This window comes from Hydrogenophaga sp. GW456-12-10-14-TSB4 (assembly GCF_059424305.1).
Genome location: NZ_JBWKZH010000041.1, coordinates 24,590 through 46,455 on the forward strand (window position 1 = coordinate 24,590; position 21,866 = coordinate 46,455).

The following is a 21,866-nucleotide window of genomic DNA, read 5'->3' on the forward strand; positions in this document are numbered from 1 at the left end:
GAAAGTGGAAAACGACGCTGCGTTCGGCGGCGATGCCTTGCACGATGTGGCCATCATCGGCCTGGGGCCCTGTGGCGCCGCGCTGGCCAATCTGCTGGGCCAGCAGGGCCTCAAGGTGCTGGTCCTCGAAAAGGAAGCCGACATCTACCGCCTGCCCCGCGCCATTCATTTTGATGGCGAGTGCATGCGGGCCTTCCAGGCCATGGGCATTGCCGACGATCTGTACCCGGATCTGCTGGTCTCGCCCGGCATGAAGTTTGTCGACGCCGCGGGGCGCGTGCTGATCGACTACACCCGACCGCAGGACCTGGGCCCGCAGGGGTGGCATCCCAGCTACCGGTTTCACCAGCCCCAACTGGAGGAGACGCTGCGAAAGCGCCTGCGCGACCACGCCAACGTGGAGGTTCGTCTGAGGCACGATCTGTTCGCCATCGAGCCGCAGGACGACCGCGTGGTCCTGCGGGTCGAGGACATGCGATCGGGTCGGCTGCTCAGAACCGCCGCCCGCTATGTGGTGGGCTGCGACGGTGCCCGGTCGCTGGTGCGGCGCTTCATGGGCACCGAACTCGATGACATGCATTCGCACGAACGCTGGCTGGTGCTGGACGTGCTGCTTCACGGCGAACGGCCCGACCTGGGCGACCACAGCATCCAGTACTGCGACCCGGCGCGCCCCGCGACCTACGTTCGCGGGGTCGGCAAGCGCCGCCGCTGGGAACTGATGTTGATGCCGGGCGACGATCCTGTGGCGATGGTGCGGCCCGAGACGGTGTGGCCGCTGCTGTCCCGCTGGGTGGCGCCTCATGAGGCCACGCTCGAACGCCCTGCCGTCTACACCTTCCACTCGGTGGTGGCGCGCGGCTGGCGGCGGGACCGTCTGCTGATCGCCGGGGATGCGGCGCACCAGACCCCGCCGTTCATGGGCCAGGGCATGTGTGCCGGCATCCGCGACGCTTTCAACCTGGCCTGGAAACTGGCCGCGGTGGTCAAGGGCCAGTTGCCGACCCGTCTGCTGGATACGTACGAGAGCGAGCGATCGCCCCACGTGCGCGAGTTCATCGAGACGGCGGTGCGCCTGGGGGGCGTGATCCAGGCGACGGACCCGGACGTGGCGCGCGAGCGCGATGCCCGCATGGCCGCCAGTCCCTTGGTGATCAAGACGCCCCAGCCCGCGCTGGGGCCGGGCTGGCACGCAGGGGGCGCCGTGGCCGGGCGTGTGGCGCCCCAGCCGATGCTGGACGATGGGCGTCGCTTCGACGACGGACTGGGTGACCGGTTTGCGCTGGTGGCCACGCCCGAGGCGCTGGGGACGTGCGCAGCCCTGGCCAGTGAGCGGCTGGTGTTGCGCGAAGCCGGCGACGGGGCCGTGAAGCAATGGTTGCACGATGCGGGGTGCGAAGCCCTGTTGTTGCGTCCCGACCGGCACATTGCGGCCTCGGCCGCGCACGCCGCCGACATCCCGGCCATGGTGCGGCAGTTCGTGACCGGTGAGGGCCTCGCATGAAGACCGTGCTGGCTGCCGATCCGCAGGAACAACAGACCGTGATGCGCATCACCGCCGCGGGTGGGCCCGACGTGCTGCAGCCCGATAGAGCACCCGTGCCACGGCCGCGCGATGGCGAGGTACTGATCGCTGTCAAGGCCGCCGGTGTCAACCGGCACGACTGCAACCAGCGGCGGCGCGGACCCACGCCAGACCACAGCGACGTTCCGGGCCTGGAGGTCGCGGGCACCGTGGTCGGCGTGGGCCACGGTGTGGCCGCTGGCCTCATGGGCCAACCCGTCTGCGCGTTGACCGACGGCGGTGGCTACGCCCCCTTTGCGGTCGCGCAAGCGGCCCAGACGCTGCCGGTGCCGCAAGGGCTGAGCTGGGTGGAGGCCGCAGCCCTGCCCGAAGCGGCTTTCACGGTGTGGCACAACTTCTTCGGGGTCGCGCGCCTCGGCGCGGGCGAGTCGGTGCTGATCCATGGCGGCACCAGTGGCGTGGGGACACTGGCCATCCAGGTGCTGAACGCCCTCGGACATCCCGTGTACGTCACCTGTGGTTCGCCCGACAAAGTGGCGGCTGCCCGGCGCCTGGGGGCTCGGGAGGCGATCGACTACCGCCGCGAGGACTTCGTCGGCGTGCTGCGTGAGCGCACCGGGGGACGTGGGGTGGATGTCATCCTCGACATGTCGGGTGGACAGTATTCCGCCGCCAACGTGGACGTGCTGGCACGGCGTGGCCGCATCGTTCACCTGTCACCCGGTGCGGGCGCGGTGTTTCAGGCACCGCTGCGTGCCCTGATGGCCAAGGAGGCGATCGTGACAGGCTCGCTGCTGCGGCCCTTGCCCGATGCCGAAAAGGCCACCATCGCCGAACGCCTGCGGTCCGTCGTCTGGCCTCTGATCCACAGCCGCCGGGTGCACCCTGTCGTGCACGGCACGCTGCCGCTGGCCGAGGCAGCGCAAGCCCACCGGGTGATGGAGGCGGGGAACCACATCGGAAAGATCGTGCTCGTGGTGGACCCCGAGAGCACCCCATCAACCGGGTCTGAAACGCCATGATCAACAAGACCGTTGCCTCGGCCGCCGAGGCATTGGCTGACGTGCCCGATGGCGCCACGCTGCTGCTGGGTGGTTTCGGCACCGCCGGCCAACCCACCGAACTCATTGCCGCGCTGATGGACCAAGGCGCACGCGACCTCACCATCGTCTGCAACAACGCCGGCAGCGGCGACGAGGGCCTGGCGGCGCTGCTGGCCCAGGGCCGGGTGCGAAAGATCATCTGCAGCTACCCGCGCCAGGCCGACTCCTGGCATTTCGATCGCCTGTACCGGGCGGGGCAGATCGAGCTCGAACTGGTGCCCCAGGGCAACCTGGCCGAACGGCTGCGTGCGGCCGGTGCGGGCATCGGCGGTTTCTTCACGCCGACCGGCTATGGCACCGAACTGGCCAGAGGCAAGGAAACGCGCGTCATCGATGGCAGGGGTTATGTGTTCGAGACGCCCATTCACGGCGATTTCGCGTTGATCAAGGCCGAGCGCGGCGACCGTTGGGGCAACCTCACGTACCGCAAGGCCGCGCGCAATTTCGGCCCGGTCATGGCCACGGCCGCGCGAACAACGGTGGCGACCGTGCACGAGATCGTCGAACTTGGCGAACTGGATCCCGAGACCGTGGTCACGCCGGGCATCCACGTGAGCCAGGTGGTGTGCGTCGCGCGCACCCTGACGCGTGCGGGTGGTTTCAAAGCCGCGGCCTGAATGAGGAACCACCCATGAACTACACACGACGCACCAAGGTCGAGCTGGCCCAGCGCGTGGCTCGAGACATCCACGATGGCGCCTATGTCAACCTGGGCATCGGCATGCCCACGCTGGTCGCCAACCACCTTCCGCCGGGCATGGAGGTCGTGCTGCACAGCGAGAACGGCATTCTCGGCATGGGCCGCGCGCCTGCGGCTGGTGAAGAGGACTACGACCTCATCAACGCCGGCAAGGAACCGGTGACGCTGCTGCCCGGGGGCAGTTTCTTTCACCATGCCGACAGCTTCGCCATGATGCGCGGTGGCCACATCGACATCTGCGTGCTCGGCGCATTTCAGGTGTCGGCACAGGGCGACCTGGCCAACTGGAGCACCGGCGAGCCCGATGCGATCCCCGCGGTGGGCGGCGCGATGGACCTCGCCGTCGGCGCGCGCCAGACCTGGGTCATGATGGATTTGCTCACCCGGCAAGGCCAGAGCAAACTCGTGGCGCAGTGCAGCTATCCGCTCACGGGCTTGGGCTGCGTCAAACGCGTCTACACCGACCTGGCCACACTCGAATGCACGTCCCATGGTCTGCGCCTGATCGACACGGTGGACGGCCTGGACCGCGAGACACTCGAACAGCTGATCGGTCTGTCCGTGAAGCGTCAAGAGCCTGGGTGAACGGCCCAGGCCGTAGGGCGCCAGAGTAGTTGCTCTGGCGTGCTCTAGAAATCAAGGACTTTCAGAACCTCGTGCCAAAGCGCTGACCCGGGCCGGGTCAAAGTTGGTGCGACTGACCTACTTCGCTGCCAAAGTTCTTGCGACTTGGCTTTCGGAGCGAACTGCGGAAGCAGGATTTTTTTGCGGTTTTGAGTTCCATCGACAGATAGATCGCTCGCTGTTCCAACACGAGTTTCGCAGGTAGTCGTTGAGCGGCCACTCAACCTCGACACGCTGGTAGCGGTGGGAGTGGTCGGGCAGCGTAGTCCAGAGGTGGTTTGGGGTCGAGCGCGGGGGGGCGCGACCACGCGCGGCCGCAAGTTCAAGCATCGATTGACGTCATTTCCACAATCCGAGCGAACTCCTCGAGTACCTCTTGATAGTGGTTCTGCAAGTAGCGCATCACCCTAGGGTTTGCCATCAGCTTCACGATGTAGCCTCGCGCGAGCATCAGGTTCAGCATGTCCTCGCCATGAGACTGTTCGGCCATCTTGTACTGCCCAAGCAGATTCGACATTTCGTTTTGCATCCTAGCAAGTTGCTCTTGAGACATACCGGCTGGACGCATCTGCGTTCTTCCTGGCGTTCGCAGCTCAGGCGGAGTCGCCGCGAGCAGTGCGCGTGCGTAGCTCGTCGTTACGTTGTTTGCCGAGACCATCAACTCGGCACATTCCACTTGTCTAGTTGGCTTCATTCGACGAAGAACAGGAGCGATCTCCGTAGAGAACGTCCAGTCTTTGAGAATATCCACGACCTCTGAGCAAATGCCGTCCAACAGGTTACTTTTCTTCATGACCAAAGTGACATCGACACACAGCCCCTTGGCTAGCTTGGTTGCCGATATGCCTTGATCTATCGCGCGACGAATCATCATGTGTTCTTGAATCGTTGACAAACGACTCACTCTGTTGTTGTACGTGAAAGACTCGTCATCTGTAGATATGAGACAAGGAACCTCCACAAGTCCTAGACTCTTCATTGCCTCCAACCGCAAATGGCCATCCAGTACTAGGTGGTGTCCCGCCTTGCGGTCCACGGCCGTCACAACCAGTGGTTCTATGAGCCCGATCTCGAGAATTGAGTCGCGAATTTGTGCGAACTTGCGTGACGCCAGGATGCTCGGGTCGAGTTTCGACGAGGGAAGAATGGCCGTGACAGGGATGATCAAAGGCTTTGGTAGAAAGCCCAGCGCAACAGTGCTCATAGCGGTCCGCTTGCTCGTGTCACACGTTCGGCGAGGTACTTTGGGAGGGTGTCTAGTCCCTCAATACGCAGCACATTGACCAGATTTTCATCAGCAAACATTTTGCGCAACGCACCGAAGACAAAAAACAGCCGTTGCTGTACCAAAGTCGATTTGCGCACCATGACGCGCTGACGCTCAACCTCCTTCTTGTACGCCCGCACGAGACTCGAGGTTGTCATCTTGGCCATCTTTCGAGGAGGTGCTTGTGTGATGGATCGTCCTAGATACTGCCGTCGCTCGACGAGCTTCTTCGCATGAATCAATTGCGCCCCTCGCAACTCGCCCGCTTCATAGGCATCTTGCATCGCCAACTGGATAGCCTTGTCATCCTCTCCGGCTTCGACAATGAGTGCGGCAGTGGTGATAGGAATTTGGCCTCGCTCCACGGCTACCAAGAGCCGTTCCTCGCCTTTAGCTATGAGCTCCAGAAGGTGGCGAATATACGTATCGTGTAGGCCTGTTTTTTGACCAATTTCTTTCACGGAGCAGCCTTTTTCCCGGAGAAGAGTGACTCCTCTAAGAAGTTCAAGAGGTTTGTGTCGGCGCCGTGCAATGTTTTCAGCAAGACCCATGATGAACGCGTCTTCGTCGGACACATCAACCACAAGTGCGGGAATGCGGTCTTCTCCAAGACGCTTAAACGCTTTCAAGCGGCCTTCGCCGCAAACCAGCAGATAGCGCTCAGCGCCGTCCTTTCCCGGGCGAGGAGTCACGGTCACGGGCTTCTTCAAGCCTACGGACTCAATGTTGTCGACGATGATGTTGAACTTGCGTTGATTGCGCTCGCGAGGATTGAGAACCTCAATCCTGTCCAGTGGAATCATCCGAAGCTCTGGCAGAGGGAGCGATTCAGTCATGCGGCTCTCCGCAAGCGGGTGCGCGCCGCCATGCCATGCAGATAGCCCAAGCTGTCAAAACGGAAGCTCTCTAGTTCAACTGGATTGCGTTCCCCAAGGTGTATCTGGGGAAAGCTCAAGTCGATTCGAGGGAGCAGGTAGTAGTCGAGCACGGTTTCATTCCCTGGGGCCAGTCGTGCAGCGACCGTGAGATCCGGGCTGAGGCTACTGTCAAAGCGCACTTTCCAGAACAAGCCACCCGACTCGCGCTGCTGACATCGGGCGAGTACCAGAGAGACACTGAACTCGTCGTTTACTACCAGCAGATCTGAGGCTGGCTCATGTTGAATTACCCCACCCAACGCGGTCATCTCCGCCTCGATGGCTTCTATGATGGTTGGATGCATTCGACGCAGTAGTCGATTGATTTCGACGTACTGAAAATCCCTTGCAGGGGTGAATCCTACAAGCTGGTACGCGCGAATCAGGCTGCCGAAACGGTAGGCGTATACAGAGGTGGAGGGCATGCCCTCTGTGGAATTGATAATCAAACCGGAAAGCGACTTCTTCTGGCGATACAAATTGCGGAGTCTTTCGATGAGCTCCTCATCTGTGAAACGCCTAGAGCGGGCTCGGATGATTCCTTGAGCTGTATAGAACAACTCCTTGTCAACTATGGGACTGAACGCACTCTCCTTGCGGATCCACATTTCCGGAGGGTTGACCACGCGTAGCTTTCGCAGCTTGAACGAGACCCGGTTGTAGACGTTGGAGCCGATGTACTTTTCGTTGATTAAAACTTCGTGCACCGTCGCGCGTGACCACTCCCGTCCTTGTGCGTTGCGCTCGCACGCATCGTTCAGGCGGATAGCAATGTCTGCTTCTGACAGACCGTCATCTACGAACCAACGATAGATCGTCTTAACGAGGTGGACCTCTGAGTCAGGGCCCGGCACCAAGACGACGCGGTCCGTCTGCAGGCTCTTGTGATCGCCGCGCCCGAGCTGGCCCTTGGCTACGCCCGTTTGGTCAACCAACAGCCTTCGCAAGCCATACCCCGCCTGGCCACCTTGTCGAAAGCCCATCTCGATCAACCGGCATTGCCCAGCGAAGACCTTGGCAGAGAGTTCACGGCTGTACTCACCAGCCATGGCCCGCTTGACCCCCTTCACAATAGTCGAAACTGGCGACCCATCATTCTCAAACTGTTCTGCGCAGTAGACGACTTGAATTCCTGCTCGTTTACAGATGTATTCGTAGTAGGCGCTCTCATCAGCGTCCTGGAATCGGCCCCAGCGACTGACGTCGTAAACAAGCACCATTGAGAAGTCGGTGGCACGTGATTCAACATCGTTGATCAGCTTCTGAAGCGCTAGGCGCCCTGTAATGCGCAGCCCACTCTTGCCCTCATCGGCGTAGGTTCTGACTACCTCAATTCCTCGGTGCTTGGCGTATTCGCGTATTCGTGCAACCTGGTTTTGTGTTGAGTACTGCTGGTGCTCAGTAGACATGCGCACATACTCGGCCGCCCGAACAGTTGTTTGGCCTTCTTGCAACGACCGAAGTTCGCCTGTTTGCATGATGTCTCTCACTGCTCTGCGCTGCAGCGACCGACCTTGAAGTGCGTGACTCAAGTGAGGAGCTCGAGACGTCGCTGGTGGCACCCTTGAGTCGAATCGCGCATGTGCAAGGTCACTTGGACCAAGATATCAGGACTACTTCATGTCGCCGATAAAGTCCTCTCTTTGCAAGCTCTTTGCAAAATGAGTGGGCGCGTTGATCGCGTCAGGACAAGCGCACTAGATGAACTATCCACTGACTGTGATGGCCTGACGAGGTGTCGTCGATTTGCGTAAGTATGAAGACGCCTGTCTCTGGCAACCAAGGCGCTGACGCGTCACTGTTTGCAATTGCCCCATCCTTGCGCCTTGCATTGCGAGCTTTCTGCTTTTGCCTGTTGGTCGCCGTGTAGGTTGGATGGCTCTCGCGGTAGCGACGCCAATAGTCGGGGTTCTTACGGCGCCAGCTCGCCTGCGCTCGCTCTTGATTCTCGTGGTAGTCATGGTCGGTTCTTCGCTTGGTTCTTTGCCACAGCCTTTTTCGTGCACGCTGGCAATCTTCTCTCGAACAATATGTTTGACTAGGGGCCTGAGGCTGAGGGTGAAACGCTTCACCACAGGCACTGCACCAGCGCTTTTCCATACTCAAACTCCGTCGTAGTTGTTGCAGGATCTGCAGCCTGTGACGCCTACCAGCATGCTTGCGCATAGGAAAAATGCGTCGCGCTAAATCACGGAATCACTGCGCTGCCGCTCGGATTAGTCCGTCGTCGAAGGCATTCCGAAAGGTGCGTTCGAGCGAAGCGGGCACCGCCGGTTGTCAGAGCCCATCGGGCGTCTAACCAAGCTATGGCGCCACGCCTTCCTGAGGACTTTGTCCCCAAATCCTCTACCTCCGAATGAAGCGCTCGGTCGCATCGCTAGAGTGGGAGTTTGATGTCTTCTGGCCGCGTTGCAGTGGGTCATGGGCGTCTGCTACGCGTGATGAGTCAAGCCGTTTTGTCGAGGTGATCAACGGCACAGCCTAGCTCCTACTGGGTGACCGAGAGGATCACGAATTTAGAAGGCTACACGTCCTACGTCGGTGAGATAAGTCCAGCGCCTGAGAAGATCTTCAACAGTGTGATTTCGAAGCCGCGGCGCCCAACGAGAAGTGGCTCACTGACATCACCGATGTGCCTTCCGCAGTGTGGCCTTTCACGCAAAACCGACACTGTTAGAAAATCAACTCCATTTAAAGCGGACCCACGTAAGTACCCATGAAGTGTCGCAACGTCGTTCGACCGACCGCTACTCGTTAGATCTTGGCGGAGCTGCACTCGCCACGGGAAAATCCCGGTACAGCTTGAAGAACTTGAACATCTTTGGCCATTCGTGGCGTGGCTTGAAGACGATGGCGACCTCTTGACCGTTGAGCGCGGATTCAGAGATCACCACGTGGTCAACAACCTGCTTCGCATTTGCGAACTCTTTGGCGTTCACTTTGCACACGGCCTTGAAGAATGGGCCGCTGAGCCATTCTTGTACCTCGGGCTCATTCTGAAACCTGAGGTATCCGGCAAGGGATGCATGCGCAACAGCGACCATGGCGAACCCCAGCGGGATGTCGTCTCGCACCAAGATGTACATCTTCATGATTTCTGCTCTCGCGGTCGGAAACTCGAAAGATCTTGAACGGTGTTGTGAAACGGGACTGACGGGCCGGCTTATTGTTGGAGCCGACCGATCTCTTCCAGCGCGAGTTCCAGGAAGTGCTCCTCTCGGTCCCCAGGGCTCATGGTTGCGATCTCAGGAGTGAAGTAGTCCAACAGGAAGTCAACACCCGTGAGGCCTCCCAATGGTTTGTGCCTGGTGCGCAGGAAATCCCAGACGAAAACGTCGGCAGTTTGGTGGAGCCTGTAGAGCTCGCGCAGCTTCACGAGCATTGGCTGATTCAGCCGCTTGTCCAGCTGAAACGCCGGGTACCCCTCTTCTCGCACGGTGGTCCTGGCGGCCACCAGAGGAACAAGCTGCCTGGCTGATTCATGACCACTGGCCTGCGACTGCACCAAGCGTTCCTCGAACTCTGCGGAGCTCAGCAGAACGTAGCAAGCGGGCGATGCAACTTCACCGACTCCATCATTTGGTTGGTTTGTCATGGTTCCCCCGCAGACCGGGTCGGAGGAGGCGTGGGACCATCCACCCGTCGAATGTTCACCAGGTCGGCTCTCATGATAATTCCCACAACTCGCTCTGGGGCAGTGCTTGCGTGCGCACAAAGTACTGCCGGGCACCGTCAACTGAAGGCCCTGAGATGAGCTCAAGGTGCTCTTTCAATGCCCACGAATGAGCATTTCTCGATAGAACACCAGCGCGCCGCGCAGCGTTGACCAGTGGCTCGTATCGCTCCTGGAACCTCCGGAGGTCGGACGACCAAATAATGCGCGAGACCCGTCGTCCCGTGTCCCTTACCTGGGTTGAAATCAACCCTTGATTCACCAAGTCATACAAGACCTCTTGCTTGAGCTTCAAGACAATCGCAGCCTGAGGGATGGTGAGCCAGTCCATTCGCTTGTGTCTTTCGGCCGGCCGCCATGCGCGAACTTCCCTCACGCTGAGATCCAAGTCGCCCAGATGCGGGGACTTCTCGGAAGAATAGATACGAAGTTCACCAGCGCATATGGCCGCCAGGAATTCACACGTATCCTGCGCGCGGATCCACTTTCTGAAAGCCTCGCTCAAGCTCACAGTGCCCGCGATCGCGACGGATGTCCTGACGCGCGCGAGCACCATGCATGTCAGCTCATGCACCGAGCTTCGCGAGATGTTCGCGCCACTTGCGCGCAGCGTGCCCGAGGCGATCAGCACAGCGACTCGTCTTGGTGGAATCCCCAGAAGGTCGACAGCCTGTCCGACGGTGAGCGAGTCGTCGAGATGTGCTTTCAACATCTCGCGATGTTCATCTCGGACAACCAGTTTGCGCCTGCCTTTCCCGGCACGTCGGATGCACAGATGCCCATCCGGAACCGAGTCGATCAGGCGCGAAAGGCGCTTCAGGCTGACATTGAGCTCTTGCGCCAACATCTTGAGACTGGGCTGAAGTTCAGTCGCTTTCTCAGTGGGTGTACTGATGGGATTGATCGATCTGGCTGACTGGATCACGTACGTGTGCATCGCATCCTGCACCCGCTTGCGCCACGCGTCCGAGGCAAGATCGCGAACCATCCGGCTCAGATTGGGAAATGCCTCTCTCGCCAGTTGGGGCACACCGGTTGCGAGTGGTGGCTGGCGAACCTGATCCAGCAGTTCCGAAAAGGATGCGGGCCACCCGTTGGCAATCTTGGCGCCAGCAATGGCCAAGGTTCGTTGCACCGCAACACGGCGAACAGCTGCCCGCTTTTGAGGCTTGGCCGTTAACCCAAAGTGAGCGAGTGCACCCAGCCAGATCAGAACTTCATGAGGTGTGTCACCCCGATGCAGAGCACGCGCAACTTCAACTTCGATAGGGGCGTCTCCCAACCGTCCAAATGGCTCACCACACTTGCACGTCTGCAGGTTGCTGGAAGCAAACTTGATCTGGCTCCCACAGGCGGAGCATTCATCAGTAAGCCAGACCTGGTGAATCGGGCAGATCGGCAGAAAACTCGACTTCCATGACTCTGACCAGTGCACCGACCCCTCGCGCAAGCAAGTTGAACAGACCCGAAGCTGCGCAGAAGACCGAATGCCCAGCGTTCTCGCAAGCAGCTTTGTCTCGCGCAAGCCGTTTTCGTGAGCAACGCGATGCCAGTAGCCGAGTTGGCACTCGTCGCTCTCCCTCACTGGACGAATCAGTAACTGACCGTGCAGATCGGGTGCTACACCCGCTGAAATCTCCCGACTCACTTCGGCCAGTGCAGCTGGACTACTGCTGCCTTCCTGGCGGAGGTTAGTGATGTGGTCCGGTTTATTGCAAGAGCTCATTTCAGTGATCCTGAAACAGGTTCTCGCCTCCAGCGGCTCTCTTCGCGGCGAATTTCAAGTTCTTGCTTCGAAGGTGGCTGACGCGACGACGCAGCCAAGCCAAGCCATCTACCCCCACGAAGAATGAAGACAAGCCGGGCCTGTTCAGCGAACGGAACAGCCGAATTTCCCCAGTCATTGCAGCCTCCAACAACAACATACGTTCTATGGTTCTGGATGTCGCCACTCTTTTCACTTCAGGACCGAAGAGGGGCCACTTGAACTTGGCTTCCTGTTCATCCAAGGGTTCGCACTGCAGCTCAAGCTTGAGCATCAAGTTGCTTGCGCTCTCCTTCGTGACATATCGACACCGTGCGTATTCGATAGTCTGCAAGACTCCTGCGTTGTAGAGCATATGGCCCGTGTCCTCATCAAGAGCGTTCACTTTGCAGAACTCTTCCCTTGTGAGCAATGACCGACGAAGGTGAAGACGTGTCCTCACCTCCTCTGACGGAACGAAACGTAATCGAGCGTGCGAAGTGTTGGAACGATCCTCGGTCCGTATCATCCCTAAATGGGCCCACCGAATAGCGGTGCGGCTACTGACGCCCAGAATTTCGCTGAACTGGGCCACGCTCATGCCAAGTCGATCATCTCGAACAAAGCACTTGGCACCTGCCCTAGGCCTTATATCGATTTCAGGGCGACCGGCCAAGATGGCTTGAAGGAGGAGCTCAAGATCAATACTTGACGCCAGCGATGGCTTCTGCTTTTCAAGATCGTTGATCCGCTGAATATGTCGCATGCCGCCCGCATATGCTCGGTATTCTTTCAGGTCTCGAAAGAAAGCAAGTACCCCGGCGTGTGACGCACCGACTTCGCGGTTGTTCGACTGAAAATATTCCGCGATGTTTTCTACCGAGCCTATGAACTTTCTCTTGCTCAACTGGTAGCAATCCATTCGCGCCACGTAGTCAATGAGTGACCAGGTCAACATGGACCATGCTGCCTGCGAGCTAGCTTCTGCGCTCTCAAGCGTCGAGGGCATCGACCCGCAAACGCGTTGCTCGAAATCCCCCCAGACGGCTTGATGGATTCTCAGCTCCTGTGGAGTGCAGTACTTTGCGCCTTCAAAAAACTCACCCTCACTCATCTGGCTGGGAGTCCTCCCGAACTTCGGTGTGCGGCTGCCGGGTACCAGGAAAAGTTGCGGATCGCGCTGTATGAAGCAACTGTGACGAGAACAGATGTGGTAGCCAGTCAATCGCCATCTCGCTCGAAAGTAACCATCGTCGACAAGGCAGTGTGGGCAGTATCGAGGTGGAGAAAACCGAGAATATGCCGCCCAATCGGGAGCGGGGATACCTGCGTACAGGGGGTACCCTGAGTTCACCATGCGGACCTGATTTTGATCTCGCGGAGCTGTTAACTTTGTGGTCTTTGTGCGATGTCGTATCCGGTTCACGTCGTTCCATGACGGTCGCTTGATGCCATGATCATGAGCCACATCCATAAGGTAGGTGTCGTTCCACTCGTCTGCCTTGAGCGGCCTGTAGATCAGCGATTGCGAATCCGTATGTGACGGGTTGTACTGCGCCATCATTGACTCCTGGGCGCGTACGGCTCACCGGTACCAGATAGAGCCTTGCCATTGAACTTGCTTGTGAAGGGATTTCGTTCGTCAGGACTGTCCGTGAAGACGCACTCACGAAAAGCTTGTGCGAAGACCTCGCCAGGCTTGGGCGAACCACTCTTGCGAGAGCCGATCTCCACAGCCCTGACGAAAAGGGCCCGGATGTTGCGCAGGCGCCCGCCGCTGGCCATGGCCATCGCGGCTGCGTTGGCGTCGTTCTGGAAGTCAAGTATTTCGATGCCCTTAATCAATGACGAGAATGCTTTGAGCACAGTTTTTAGCTCTGTGAGATCCTCCTTGCCGTGAGACAGCGGGCGCAGCTGGATGGCCTCATGGAAGCGGTCACCCAACTGCTCATTGGTCATCCACAGGACCTTGGCGGCGTGAGTACCAGCCAGTGCGATGGGGACTCTGGATTCGCTGGAGAGCGATTTGATCCAGTCGCCCACCATGTAGTGGGACTTCTGGCCCCCGCGGTCCGCCAGGTGATTAACCTCGTCAAAGATGATCAGACGAGTTTTGCACTTCTTGAGCAGGGTCAGCAGCTGGTAGGTCAAGTCCTCCTCGTTCCCCCTGCCTGCAAAGGGTGACCCCATGATGCGTAGGATTCGTGAGCAGAGCAGCTTGATCGTGCACTTCGCAGGTACTGGGACCAGAAGCACCGGGATCTCGGTGAACTCTTGGTGTTCGATCCTGGGATACCGACTGGCGAACTTGGCAAGTACCGTACTCTTGCCCGTGCCAGTTTCCCCGATGATGGCCATCCCGGCTGGCTCCTCCTCCACACATCGAAAGTCCACCAGTCCTTTCAGACCCTTCTCAATCCTGATCACCTGTGGAAACCTCCCGTAGAAGCCCCTGAGTTTGCGGATGGTGGGTGCAATGTCCTCAACGTGCACATCAGTGTTCATGGGACGACTCCTCCAGGTCGGCGGGAAGTTCAACCTCCACGTCGGGAATGTCCTCGCGATGCAGGCCCACAGAATCTACGGTCGACATGCGCGCATCGCGGGTGCGTACCGGGCGGGCCACAGGTTGCGTTTCTGAAGAGGGCTCGCGAGAATCCTTGGAGGTCTTGTTGGCCATGCGCGCGCCCTTGCGCCGCTGCGCATGCTTGGTGGCCTTCATGGCTTGGTTCGCCATTTCACGCACCGCCTCATCGGCCCTGGCGGGGCTGAGATCGGCCTTGGCGCCGTCGGATGCGACGTTCGAACGATGGGCTTTGGCTTGCTCAATCGTCACGCCGTTGTAGTCGGGCTCGCGATTCAGGGCTTTGAAGAACTCTTGGTTGATCGGGTCCCAGATCGAAACGACACCGACGTCTCGGCGTGCCCACTTGACGGTGACCTTTGAATCGCGCGGAAGGCACGCGCGAAGGTTCTGCAGCTGGCTGGAGTCGTACCGGAAATTGTTGAGATCGATACCGTAGTGTTGAACCCTGCTGGTCGTCACCTCGCAGAACTCGATGTCGATGTCCTCCATGTTCATCTTGAGCAGGGGTGGGCAGATCTTTGCGCCTTCCTCCCAGACCTCCAGCGGCGATCGGCCTCCCAGGCCTCTGTGTGGCCTTCGGTGGTATTTCTCGCAGATCCATTTGTGACAGGCACGATCAAGCTCTTCGAGAGTGAAAGCTGCTTCCTTGTAAGGGTCAAATCCCACTCTCTTGTGGTGATGATCCAGTGTTGAACCTGGCAGGGTGTGAATGAGCTCGTAGTTGATCCGTCGGTTAAACCGCTCCACGAATGGCTTGGCATTTGGTTCGCGGCTAGGTGCGAATTCGGTCGCGATTCCCAAGCTCAACAGCGCATCTGCAACTGCCTCGGCATGGAACTCCGGGCCGTTGTCCATCAACACCCGTTCAAACCACCCAAAGCATGGCCATGTCAGACCCAGTTCGGCGTACGTATCTTTGAGATACGCCTTGGGAAGCAGTGCGTGTCTGAGAGCTTCAAAGACGGCTGGCACGCCATGGCCTGCCAAGCTGAGATGAAAACCCAGGACGCACCTGGAACGGCGATCGAGAACGATCGTCATGTCTGGACGGCCCACGGTCTCGAAGTCCTCATTCACGACGATGATGTCGGCTGGCGTGTGGTCGATCTCGACCAACTCCAGAATCCTCGTCACCCGTCGAGAAAGTTGCAGATGCTTGAATTTCCGTTTCGCGAACTCTGGCGACGTTTCAGCGATCTCAAGATCGAGCGCTGAGACCAGAGAGACTCGGCGCTGAACAGTTCGAAGCGAAGGTGGGGCGAGCTTGTGCCCCTCCTCCCGCGTTTGGTTTGCGCGGTCAACTTCAAGCCGGACCGCGTCAAAAACGTGCTGAGCTGAAGACCTCCGTTGGCCGAGCGCAATCGTCTCAATGGCGTCATCGATGAACCGTTCAATGATCGGGTCGATGCGGCTCTCACCTTTCCCGCCCTGTGAGTCAAAGCCGGCAATCAGCGCCCGCACGTCACTCATCGCCCCAAGGTACTTGCGCTGCCAACGATAGATCGTGGACGTTGAGGGCACGCGATACTCACCTCGCTCAGCGGCGACCTTGGTGATCTCTATCGCGAGCTTTTCCTTCGACAAGAAAAATGCACCTGCTCGTTCAAGGCGAGTGATGTAGTCGACTCGGCGGTGTGTCTCCGTCCGGGATAGTTCGGACAGCATTTGAAACCGGCTGGAATCAGGTAGCGTTGCCAAGACTTTGCGAAGTGAGGCCTTGCGCTGCGCAGCAGTTTTGAAATCTCCGGAGAGGTACTTCGTGACCAGGCCGTATGTTGAGATGCGAACGCGTTCGCCGGTCTTTCGGTTTTCGAGCAGCGTATCTTCGGTGGGCGAGCCATTGATGACGCAATATTCAATGTCATCAAGGTAGACGGTTTGGTTCTTGAGCAGGGTGAGCATGACAACCTCACTCTTGGAAGCATTCGACAAACTCTTCCGGGTCTCGACCCATCACGCGCCGCAGTAAGGCGTTGCACTCCTCTTGAGCCTCTCGCCAGAGACGAAGGTCGTTGGCCGTAGGAGTGGTGCTGCTCATCGGATCCCACACCGTTTTGTCGATACCTGTTTGCCGCTTGGCGCCAACCGGGCGTTTGCGCAACAGTTCTTTGAGCCGTTCCTGCAGGCCATTTGGCTTGATGTCTTCCTCGGCCATGACGGCGAAAGGAACACCGCAATCCTTAAGCGCCCTGCACGTGCGAAGCAATGAAGCGCGCGGCTTCTCGAGCTTGAGAAGCCAGTCGCCTTTCACTTCAATGACGAGGGATGTGTGTGGCAGCCCAACGTGCAGATCCGGGGTGTAGTGAAACTGTTGCCCGGTGCTTGGATCCATGAGCTCAAGCACAAATGGGTGACTTCTGCATTCAAGGACAGCGGACGCGATCTCCATGATGCGCAGGGCGTCCTCCTCCACCAAAGACTCGTAGCGCGTCTGACTGAACCGGCTGGATGCAAACCGACCACGGGACCTGTGGCCGCTTCGAGTAATGACGGGGCGCACCTTCCTGGGTGACAAGATCTCCGCGATGCGTTGCTCAACTTCATCGGCGGATGGCAATGTGTACCAGTCGACTTTTTCAGATTTGAAAGGCATGAGAATCTCCTCTGAGTCCTGAAGAGGACTCAATTGCGTCAGTAAGGGCGAGCAGACCCAGCCGCTGGCGAAAGGCGGCCTTGACACGGGAGTTCCAGGCTTAGATACTTAAGGCACTCAGTTCTTGGAATAGTTTTCCTGGAACTTCCGGCGAGCTGCTCAGCAATGGGCTCTCGCCGTTTTCTTTCAGGCCATAGGCGACTCCTTTCCAGGAGGGTCCTGAGAGCTCGCCTTCCAGAGCACTAGAAGGCGCGCCACATCCTCTGTGGCGTACATGAACTGTTTCCGACCAGGGACCCTGATCGGTTGAAGCTGTAAGTGGCCTCTTCTGCGCGCCGTCCAAAACGCGCTGGCGCTCTTGAATTTCAGCAGCGTGCGCGCTTCCTCCGCCGACAAAACCTTGCCGTACTGCCGTGTCATGGCCGCCACAGTCTCAACTTCTTCTTTCATCATCACACGTAGTCACAACACGTCAGTTGATTGCTGAAGACTTTGATTCTGGAACGCTTGCTGTTGCTTGGGAAGAAGCGTGAGGTCAAAAATCTCACCAACAGAAAGCCAGATGGTGAGAAGGAGTGCCGACGATGGGGGTTGATCAGTATTCGGATCTCGATCGCTTTCGCGTGATCGTTTGGGCCACCGCAGTTGTCACTCGCTGTGGAGGGAAGAGCACTCACGCGCGAAAACTCTTTGATCCATCGAAGACAGGTCGGGAGTCAACCTTGTTTAACAAGTGCTTGGCTGAAGGGCGACCTTGGCCGGAAATTGAGGGTGCTGATGGAACGCCAGGGGAAGCCGTTCGGATCGAAAGAGCCTACCCAGGCACCTTGATATGGTTGGCCCACCCAATCTGGAGGGCACTCGGGCTTTTCCCGAGCTACATGCTGGAACAAGTCTTTCTGGACTTACTGGCGATGAGGCCTGCGGTCTTGGAGCTGGTTTTTAAGCAGTCCTCTGGATCTCCAGATTTCTGGCAGCACCCAGTGCCAGACATGCTTCAAGCTCTCCACGAAGAAGGAAGTCTGGACGCCTTGCTTTCGCTGATGCTGCTTTCGCGTCAAGCCTATTGCTATTGCGACGTGGTCACTTACCGGCTGATTGTTCCAACCATATGCGAGCTGGTAAAAACGATCTCCTGTATCCAGTGGATGCCGACATCCATGCGCCAGACGTTTGTCAACATCGTCGTTCGTACCATCACAGCTCAGCAGCCGAAAGAACTGACCGTTGAGATGGCGCGCGAGTTCCGCGGAACTGGCGTCGCCCTCGAATCATTAACCTACACGGACAGGAACATCAAGTCTTCGGCCGAGGATGTTGAGGTAGCCCTCGAAGGGAGCGGTGTGATTCACACCACCATGAATGGATTTCTTATTCCCCCAGACGCCTTGGCGATCATTCATCGAATAGGGAGGGTTTATGCATGGTAGTAGTAGGGCCTTCTGCACCGCTGCGGTCAGTACATAGGGACCACATATTCGAGAGCTGGAACCGGGTCGTCTAGTTCTAAAGGAATGTTGGGGCAGAGCGATTTCGGAACTTCGAATTCGAGACGTCAGGCGGTTGACGATTCCTAGCGGTTACTATGGTGCTCTTGCGCATCGGTCCCTTCTAGGCTGGCCGCAGGATTTTCATTAGATCTGTTGCGGATGAATGGCGCCGGTGCAGCAGCGCGCTGGTGCCAATTCTGCTGAACGAACGGGTCGGTGACGGCATACCGCCCGTATCCCCTGCGGACGGTGATGTCGTAGTCCTGCAGCAGCTGTGCAATGCGCTGTACCTGATCGGCGGTGACTTCGCGACCGACCGCGTCAGAGTAAGAGCCGAGTGCTGCGGCGGAGGATGGGCCACTGGCGTCTCCTTCCGCGTTGGGCAACGCGGTGGAATACGGCGCGAGCGAGGGTGCCCAGTTCCTCGTCTTGTTGATCTCGATGTCGGTGGCGGCTTCCTTAAGTGTGGCGATGACAGGAAGATACTGGTCAGCCTCCTTCGGTTGGAATCGCTGCAAGGTGCGCAGGGCTCGCAGCAGTACCTCCGGTCGGCGGTCGAGCAGGGCAAACGAATGGCTGGCCTCAGCAGGTTGGGGAGGACTTTAATGCCCTCCTGCGCTTGGGACGTGCTCACCGGCGCGCTCCAATCGCCGCCCGGTGTGCCCTGATCGAGGCAGCATATTGGACGCGACAAATCGAGAGTCACTCAGAACAGATGCCAACTGAGCTTGCCCTTCGCGGTCGCGAACAGTAGCATCATTAACAGCGCGACTGCGCACAGCTTGGCCCAGAAAATGTGCGCCTGGGCCTTAACCGACGTGATTTGCAGCTGCCCGCACCTGTCCTCGAGGCAGGCTGCCCGCAGCTCGGCCTTCTCCTGCTCGAGCACCCGTTGCAGCAGTCGATGCACATCGTCTTTTTCGAGCTCGACCACGTTGCCGTTCTCTGTGTGCCGCCGCAGGCCGTCGAGGCGATCCGCCCAGAATGCTCCCGAGCCGTCGACTTGCACGCTGAATTGAAACTTGCCGCTCAAGTAGAAGCGGTTGCGACGTTCGAGGTTGTCGGCGCCTCCGTCGACAGATGACAGAGAACCTTTCGCGACGGACGCGTCCGGATGAAGACTCGCGACCCAGTCAACTAGCTGGTCGCGCAGATACGTCCCCAGGCCTATCGATTTCGGCTCCGTGCGGATGTGGCCGATGGGCCCGAGCTTGGCCACACTGACTGCGCCTTCGGGGTGCGCCGCGGTGCGTTCCAGCACGCTGAAGTGCAGGCGATTGAGTTGCGTGTCTGAGCTTGGTGACATCGACCTCCAAACGTCTTTCCCACGCGTGCCCAGTGGTTTAAAGCGCACCTCATACCAGTGCTGACGGTCGAGCCGGTCCGGTGACGCAGCGCTCCATTGCGCGAACTCAACCCAGCCGTACAGCGTGGTGTCTTCGTTGAGTGCAGCGCGAATGAGGCGCGAGCCGAGCACTTTGGCGGCACGGCGAGCTTGGTACTCGTAGTCGGGGATAGGCATTCGCAGGGCTATAGGGCAATTTGGGGTGAAGGGTTTAGCGATCGCAAACGCAGTAGCGCCTGCCGCTGCGAGCATAAAACCGAACGGTTAGCCGCTGAGAAACAGGTGGTGATCGATGCCAAGGGTGCGGTCGCAATCAAGCCCGCGTAAGGCGAACTGTTGGCCTGCGCATCAGGCGGGTTGATCCCGTTCAACGGCACGTCAGCGTAGTGCCTCGCCCGCAAGGGCTGTTTCAGACTGGGTGCTGTCGGCTGAGCTAACGCTCCGAACGTGCGATCTGCACCAAGTTGCAGACATTCAGGAGTTGGCGACTGGGGGTGATTGCTGCGGTCACGACTAGACTGCTGCAATCGGCCAGGAGTAGCCGGTGGGGTACTTCCGAAGCGGACGTTCAATGTTTGAGGGAGGCGTCACCCGGCGGTACGACCCGTCATTGCTGTGTTCCATGACAAGAATGCGCCACTGCTGCGATTGCAGAGCCATCGCTCGACAGCGGCACACATGCCTTCACCATCCTCGCCCAGAGCAAGAAGGCCAGAGAGCGGCGGCCCCAAAACTGCAAGTTTGGCAGCGAGGGCACCATGCATGATGGTGCGCACTTCCACATCAATCGCCGGGTTCGCCGACGCTGCTGCCTGCATGTGACGCCAGCATTGACTGTGGAAGAGCTGATCTTGGGATAGACGGCTCATTGAGTTTGCATCGTACGCGGGCGACGTACGCCAGCGATGCTTGACACCATTGCGCGAGATCCCGACGTAACGCACCGGCCCGTTCTTCTGTTTGGCTAAATACAAGCAGGCACCTTTTTCCCTCCACGCCTTCTCGTTGACCACCTCGTACTGAGCTTGGAGCCAAGGACCAATGCGCGCGTCCTTAGGGTTCTTGTCGATCCTCCGCTTCCAAAGCGGGGCTTCGAGGCGATGAATCTGTAGTACTGGGGTCGAGGCGCTGAAGATGGACTCGGCAATTTCTTCTGCGGAGGATGACATTGGATTCAAGGTTACGGCGAGGAGCGGTTGTTCTGGTGACGCTTAATGTTGAAGTTCAGCGGCTGCCGAAGGCATTCCGCTGCAATGGCGGCTTAGTCATCATTCGCTAGATTCTTGCGACACCTAGCCCTTGCTGCAGTCGCCAAGCGAACTGGAAAGGTACCCAGCATCCTTGCAGGACTGGACACAGCTAACACGTTCAGTCACGGTAGCAACTGAGCGGCATTTCTTAGGAGTGGCTTTGTGCTTGCACGCCTCACGTATCTGGGCAGCCGCAAACGTGGTCTTGGCACCATTGATCACCTTGAGTACACAAGAGTTGAAGTAGTCGGCATCAAAAAGAGCAAGGGCGGGCTTGAGGCCAAAGGCTTCAGGGTACTTTTCCAACGCTGCAGCCGTGGCGTGCTCTGGCGTCTCCCCTTCCAGCATCGGATACGAAGATCCATCAGGCAGAGTCAGATACCGCGTCGCCGGCGCTTGAGCGTTAGCGGCACCCGCGGCTAAAAAGCCGGCCATCAACCAAATTGAAAGGTGGGGTGCGAGTTTCATTTTCACTACGTCCAAAGCATACCGAAATCTAGTGTGTATTCTGGCCTTCCCTCCAGGAATTCAGCGAATCGTCTTCTCCACACCCTTTGACTATCGACGGAAGTGACCGCTACCAGGCCCGCTGTACGGCCGCTTTGGGCCAGTTTCGAGCCTCAGCTACGATGACACCCATCGGCCAGAAACGGACGTCGGTTTTGATTGGTGGCAACTTTTGCGAAGGGGTGCTCATGTACTTTGCTATGGTTTTTACTCTCGCTCTTACAGTGATCGGGATAAGCATCTTTCCGCTCTTCGCGTCGTACGTCGTTTCGAAGCACGAAAAGAAGACGGTAGTTTTTTTGCATTTAAAAGATCACGTTTCAGAAAGTGAATTTGAGGCAAGGTGGGTGAAGTGGACAAAGTTTGGCCACACGGTCGCACAGGTTTCCGGCTGCGCGTTTGTTGCAATGGCTCTATGGTCAAGGTTTTTCAATGTGACCTGACTGTGTAACGCGAACCAACTTAAGACGACAGTATTCGGCCGAGGCTGTGTGAAAACACTTCCGCGTTTGCCGTTCAAAAAATAAAATCAGGCCATCCG

The 21,866-nt window shown here is 58.5% G+C and carries 20 protein-coding genes; 6 read left to right on the forward strand and 14 right to left on the reverse strand.

The features are described from left to right. Window positions 1-4: 4 nt before the first annotated feature. From mhpA to AC07ZS_RS19165, 4 genes are read left to right on the forward strand one after another with little or no spacing between them, the layout of a single operon-like run. Window positions 5-1,504: a bifunctional 3-(3-hydroxy-phenyl)propionate/3-hydroxycinnamic acid hydroxylase MhpA gene (gene mhpA, locus AC07ZS_RS19150; protein WP_494800138.1), complete on the forward strand. Its 1,500-nt coding sequence runs from the start codon at window positions 5-7 to the stop codon at window positions 1,502-1,504. After that, window positions 1,501-2,547, forward strand: coding sequence for an NAD(P)H-quinone oxidoreductase (locus tag AC07ZS_RS19155; RefSeq protein WP_494800115.1), 1,047 nt, complete (start codon window positions 1,501-1,503; stop codon window positions 2,545-2,547). The genes mhpA and AC07ZS_RS19155 overlap by 4 nt, the downstream gene beginning before the upstream one ends. Next, window positions 2,544-3,245 carry a 3-oxoacid CoA-transferase subunit A gene (locus AC07ZS_RS19160; protein ID WP_494800116.1) on the forward strand — a complete coding sequence of 234 codons (702 nt, stop codon included), beginning with the start codon at window positions 2,544-2,546 and terminating at the stop codon, window positions 3,243-3,245. Before AC07ZS_RS19155 ends, AC07ZS_RS19160 begins: the two co-directional genes overlap by 4 nt. A gap of 14 nt (window positions 3,246-3,259) precedes the next feature. Then, on the forward strand, window positions 3,260-3,913 hold the full coding sequence (locus AC07ZS_RS19165; protein ID WP_494800117.1) for a 3-oxoacid CoA-transferase subunit B: 654 nt from the start codon (window positions 3,260-3,262) through the stop codon (window positions 3,911-3,913). A gap of 361 nt (window positions 3,914-4,274) precedes the next feature. Here the strand turns inward: AC07ZS_RS19165 and AC07ZS_RS19170 are convergent, their stop codons facing one another. The 10 genes from AC07ZS_RS19170 to AC07ZS_RS19215 form a co-directional block, all read right to left on the reverse strand. Continuing rightward, window positions 4,275-5,156 carry a plasmid partitioning protein RepB C-terminal domain-containing protein gene (locus tag AC07ZS_RS19170; RefSeq protein WP_494800118.1) on the reverse strand — a complete coding sequence of 294 codons (882 nt, stop codon included), beginning with the start codon at window positions 5,154-5,156 and terminating at the stop codon, window positions 4,275-4,277. Beyond that, the gene (locus AC07ZS_RS19175) at window positions 5,153-6,055 is read right to left on the reverse strand and encodes a ParB N-terminal domain-containing protein (RefSeq protein ID WP_494800119.1); all 903 of its coding nucleotides are present in this window, start codon (window positions 6,053-6,055) and stop codon (window positions 5,153-5,155) included. Before AC07ZS_RS19175 ends, AC07ZS_RS19170 begins: the two co-directional genes overlap by 4 nt. Continuing rightward, on the reverse strand, window positions 6,052-7,614 hold the full coding sequence (locus AC07ZS_RS19180) for a recombinase family protein (RefSeq protein WP_494800120.1): 1,563 nt from the start codon (window positions 7,612-7,614) through the stop codon (window positions 6,052-6,054). The genes AC07ZS_RS19175 and AC07ZS_RS19180 overlap by 4 nt, the downstream gene beginning before the upstream one ends. Window positions 7,615-8,883: 1,269 nt before the next feature. Beyond that, on the reverse strand, window positions 8,884-9,228 hold the full coding sequence (locus AC07ZS_RS19185; protein WP_494800121.1) for a peptidyl-tRNA hydrolase: 345 nt from the start codon (window positions 9,226-9,228) through the stop codon (window positions 8,884-8,886). A 71-nt stretch (window positions 9,229-9,299) separates the two neighbouring features. Continuing rightward, the gene (locus AC07ZS_RS19190) at window positions 9,300-9,731 is read right to left on the reverse strand and encodes a hypothetical protein (RefSeq protein WP_494800122.1); all 432 of its coding nucleotides are present in this window, start codon (window positions 9,729-9,731) and stop codon (window positions 9,300-9,302) included. 70 nt (window positions 9,732-9,801) lie between these two features. After that, on the reverse strand, window positions 9,802-11,535 hold the full coding sequence (locus AC07ZS_RS19195) for a helix-turn-helix domain-containing protein (protein WP_494800123.1): 1,734 nt from the start codon (window positions 11,533-11,535) through the stop codon (window positions 9,802-9,804). Between the two features lies 1 nt (window position 11,536). Then, entirely contained in the window at window positions 11,537-13,114 is a 1,578-nt protein-coding gene (locus AC07ZS_RS19200) for a TniQ family protein (protein ID WP_494800124.1), read from the reverse strand. After that, complete coding sequence (locus AC07ZS_RS19205) at window positions 13,114-14,058, reverse strand: TniB family NTP-binding protein (RefSeq protein ID WP_494800125.1); 945 nt, start codon at window positions 14,056-14,058, stop codon at window positions 13,114-13,116. Before AC07ZS_RS19205 ends, AC07ZS_RS19200 begins: the two co-directional genes overlap by 1 nt. Next, window positions 14,048-16,042, reverse strand: coding sequence for a TnsB C-terminal domain-containing protein (locus AC07ZS_RS19210; RefSeq protein ID WP_494800126.1), 1,995 nt, complete (start codon window positions 16,040-16,042; stop codon window positions 14,048-14,050). Before AC07ZS_RS19210 ends, AC07ZS_RS19205 begins: the two co-directional genes overlap by 11 nt. A 7-nt stretch (window positions 16,043-16,049) precedes the next feature. Beyond that, the gene (locus AC07ZS_RS19215; RefSeq protein WP_494800127.1) at window positions 16,050-16,733 is read right to left on the reverse strand and encodes a hypothetical protein; all 684 of its coding nucleotides are present in this window, start codon (window positions 16,731-16,733) and stop codon (window positions 16,050-16,052) included. Window positions 16,734-17,317: 584 nt separating this feature from the next. Between AC07ZS_RS19215 and AC07ZS_RS19220 the strand changes: the two genes are divergently transcribed. Next, entirely contained in the window at window positions 17,318-18,163 is an 846-nt protein-coding gene (locus AC07ZS_RS19220) for a hypothetical protein (protein ID WP_494800128.1), read from the forward strand. Window positions 18,164-18,306: 143 nt separating this feature from the next. Here AC07ZS_RS19220 and AC07ZS_RS19225 read toward each other — a convergent pair whose 3' ends face one another. From AC07ZS_RS19225 to AC07ZS_RS19240, 4 genes are all read right to left on the reverse strand, one after another. After that, window positions 18,307-18,741, reverse strand: coding sequence for a hypothetical protein (locus AC07ZS_RS19225; RefSeq protein WP_494800129.1), 435 nt, complete (start codon window positions 18,739-18,741; stop codon window positions 18,307-18,309). A 188-nt stretch (window positions 18,742-18,929) separates the two neighbouring features. Then, entirely contained in the window at window positions 18,930-19,745 is an 816-nt protein-coding gene (locus tag AC07ZS_RS19230; protein ID WP_494800130.1) for a hypothetical protein, read from the reverse strand. 410 nt (window positions 19,746-20,155) lie between these two features. After that, window positions 20,156-20,737 carry a hypothetical protein gene (locus tag AC07ZS_RS19235; RefSeq protein WP_494800139.1) on the reverse strand — a complete coding sequence of 194 codons (582 nt, stop codon included), beginning with the start codon at window positions 20,735-20,737 and terminating at the stop codon, window positions 20,156-20,158. A 123-nt stretch (window positions 20,738-20,860) separates the two neighbouring features. Further along, complete coding sequence (locus AC07ZS_RS19240) at window positions 20,861-21,286, reverse strand: hypothetical protein (RefSeq protein WP_494800131.1); 426 nt, start codon at window positions 21,284-21,286, stop codon at window positions 20,861-20,863. 86 nt (window positions 21,287-21,372) lie between these two features. Between AC07ZS_RS19240 and AC07ZS_RS19245 the strand changes: the two genes are divergently transcribed. Continuing rightward, window positions 21,373-21,768 carry a hypothetical protein gene (locus tag AC07ZS_RS19245; protein ID WP_494800132.1) on the forward strand — a complete coding sequence of 132 codons (396 nt, stop codon included), beginning with the start codon at window positions 21,373-21,375 and terminating at the stop codon, window positions 21,766-21,768. The last annotated feature ends 98 nt before the right edge of the window (window positions 21,769-21,866 follow it).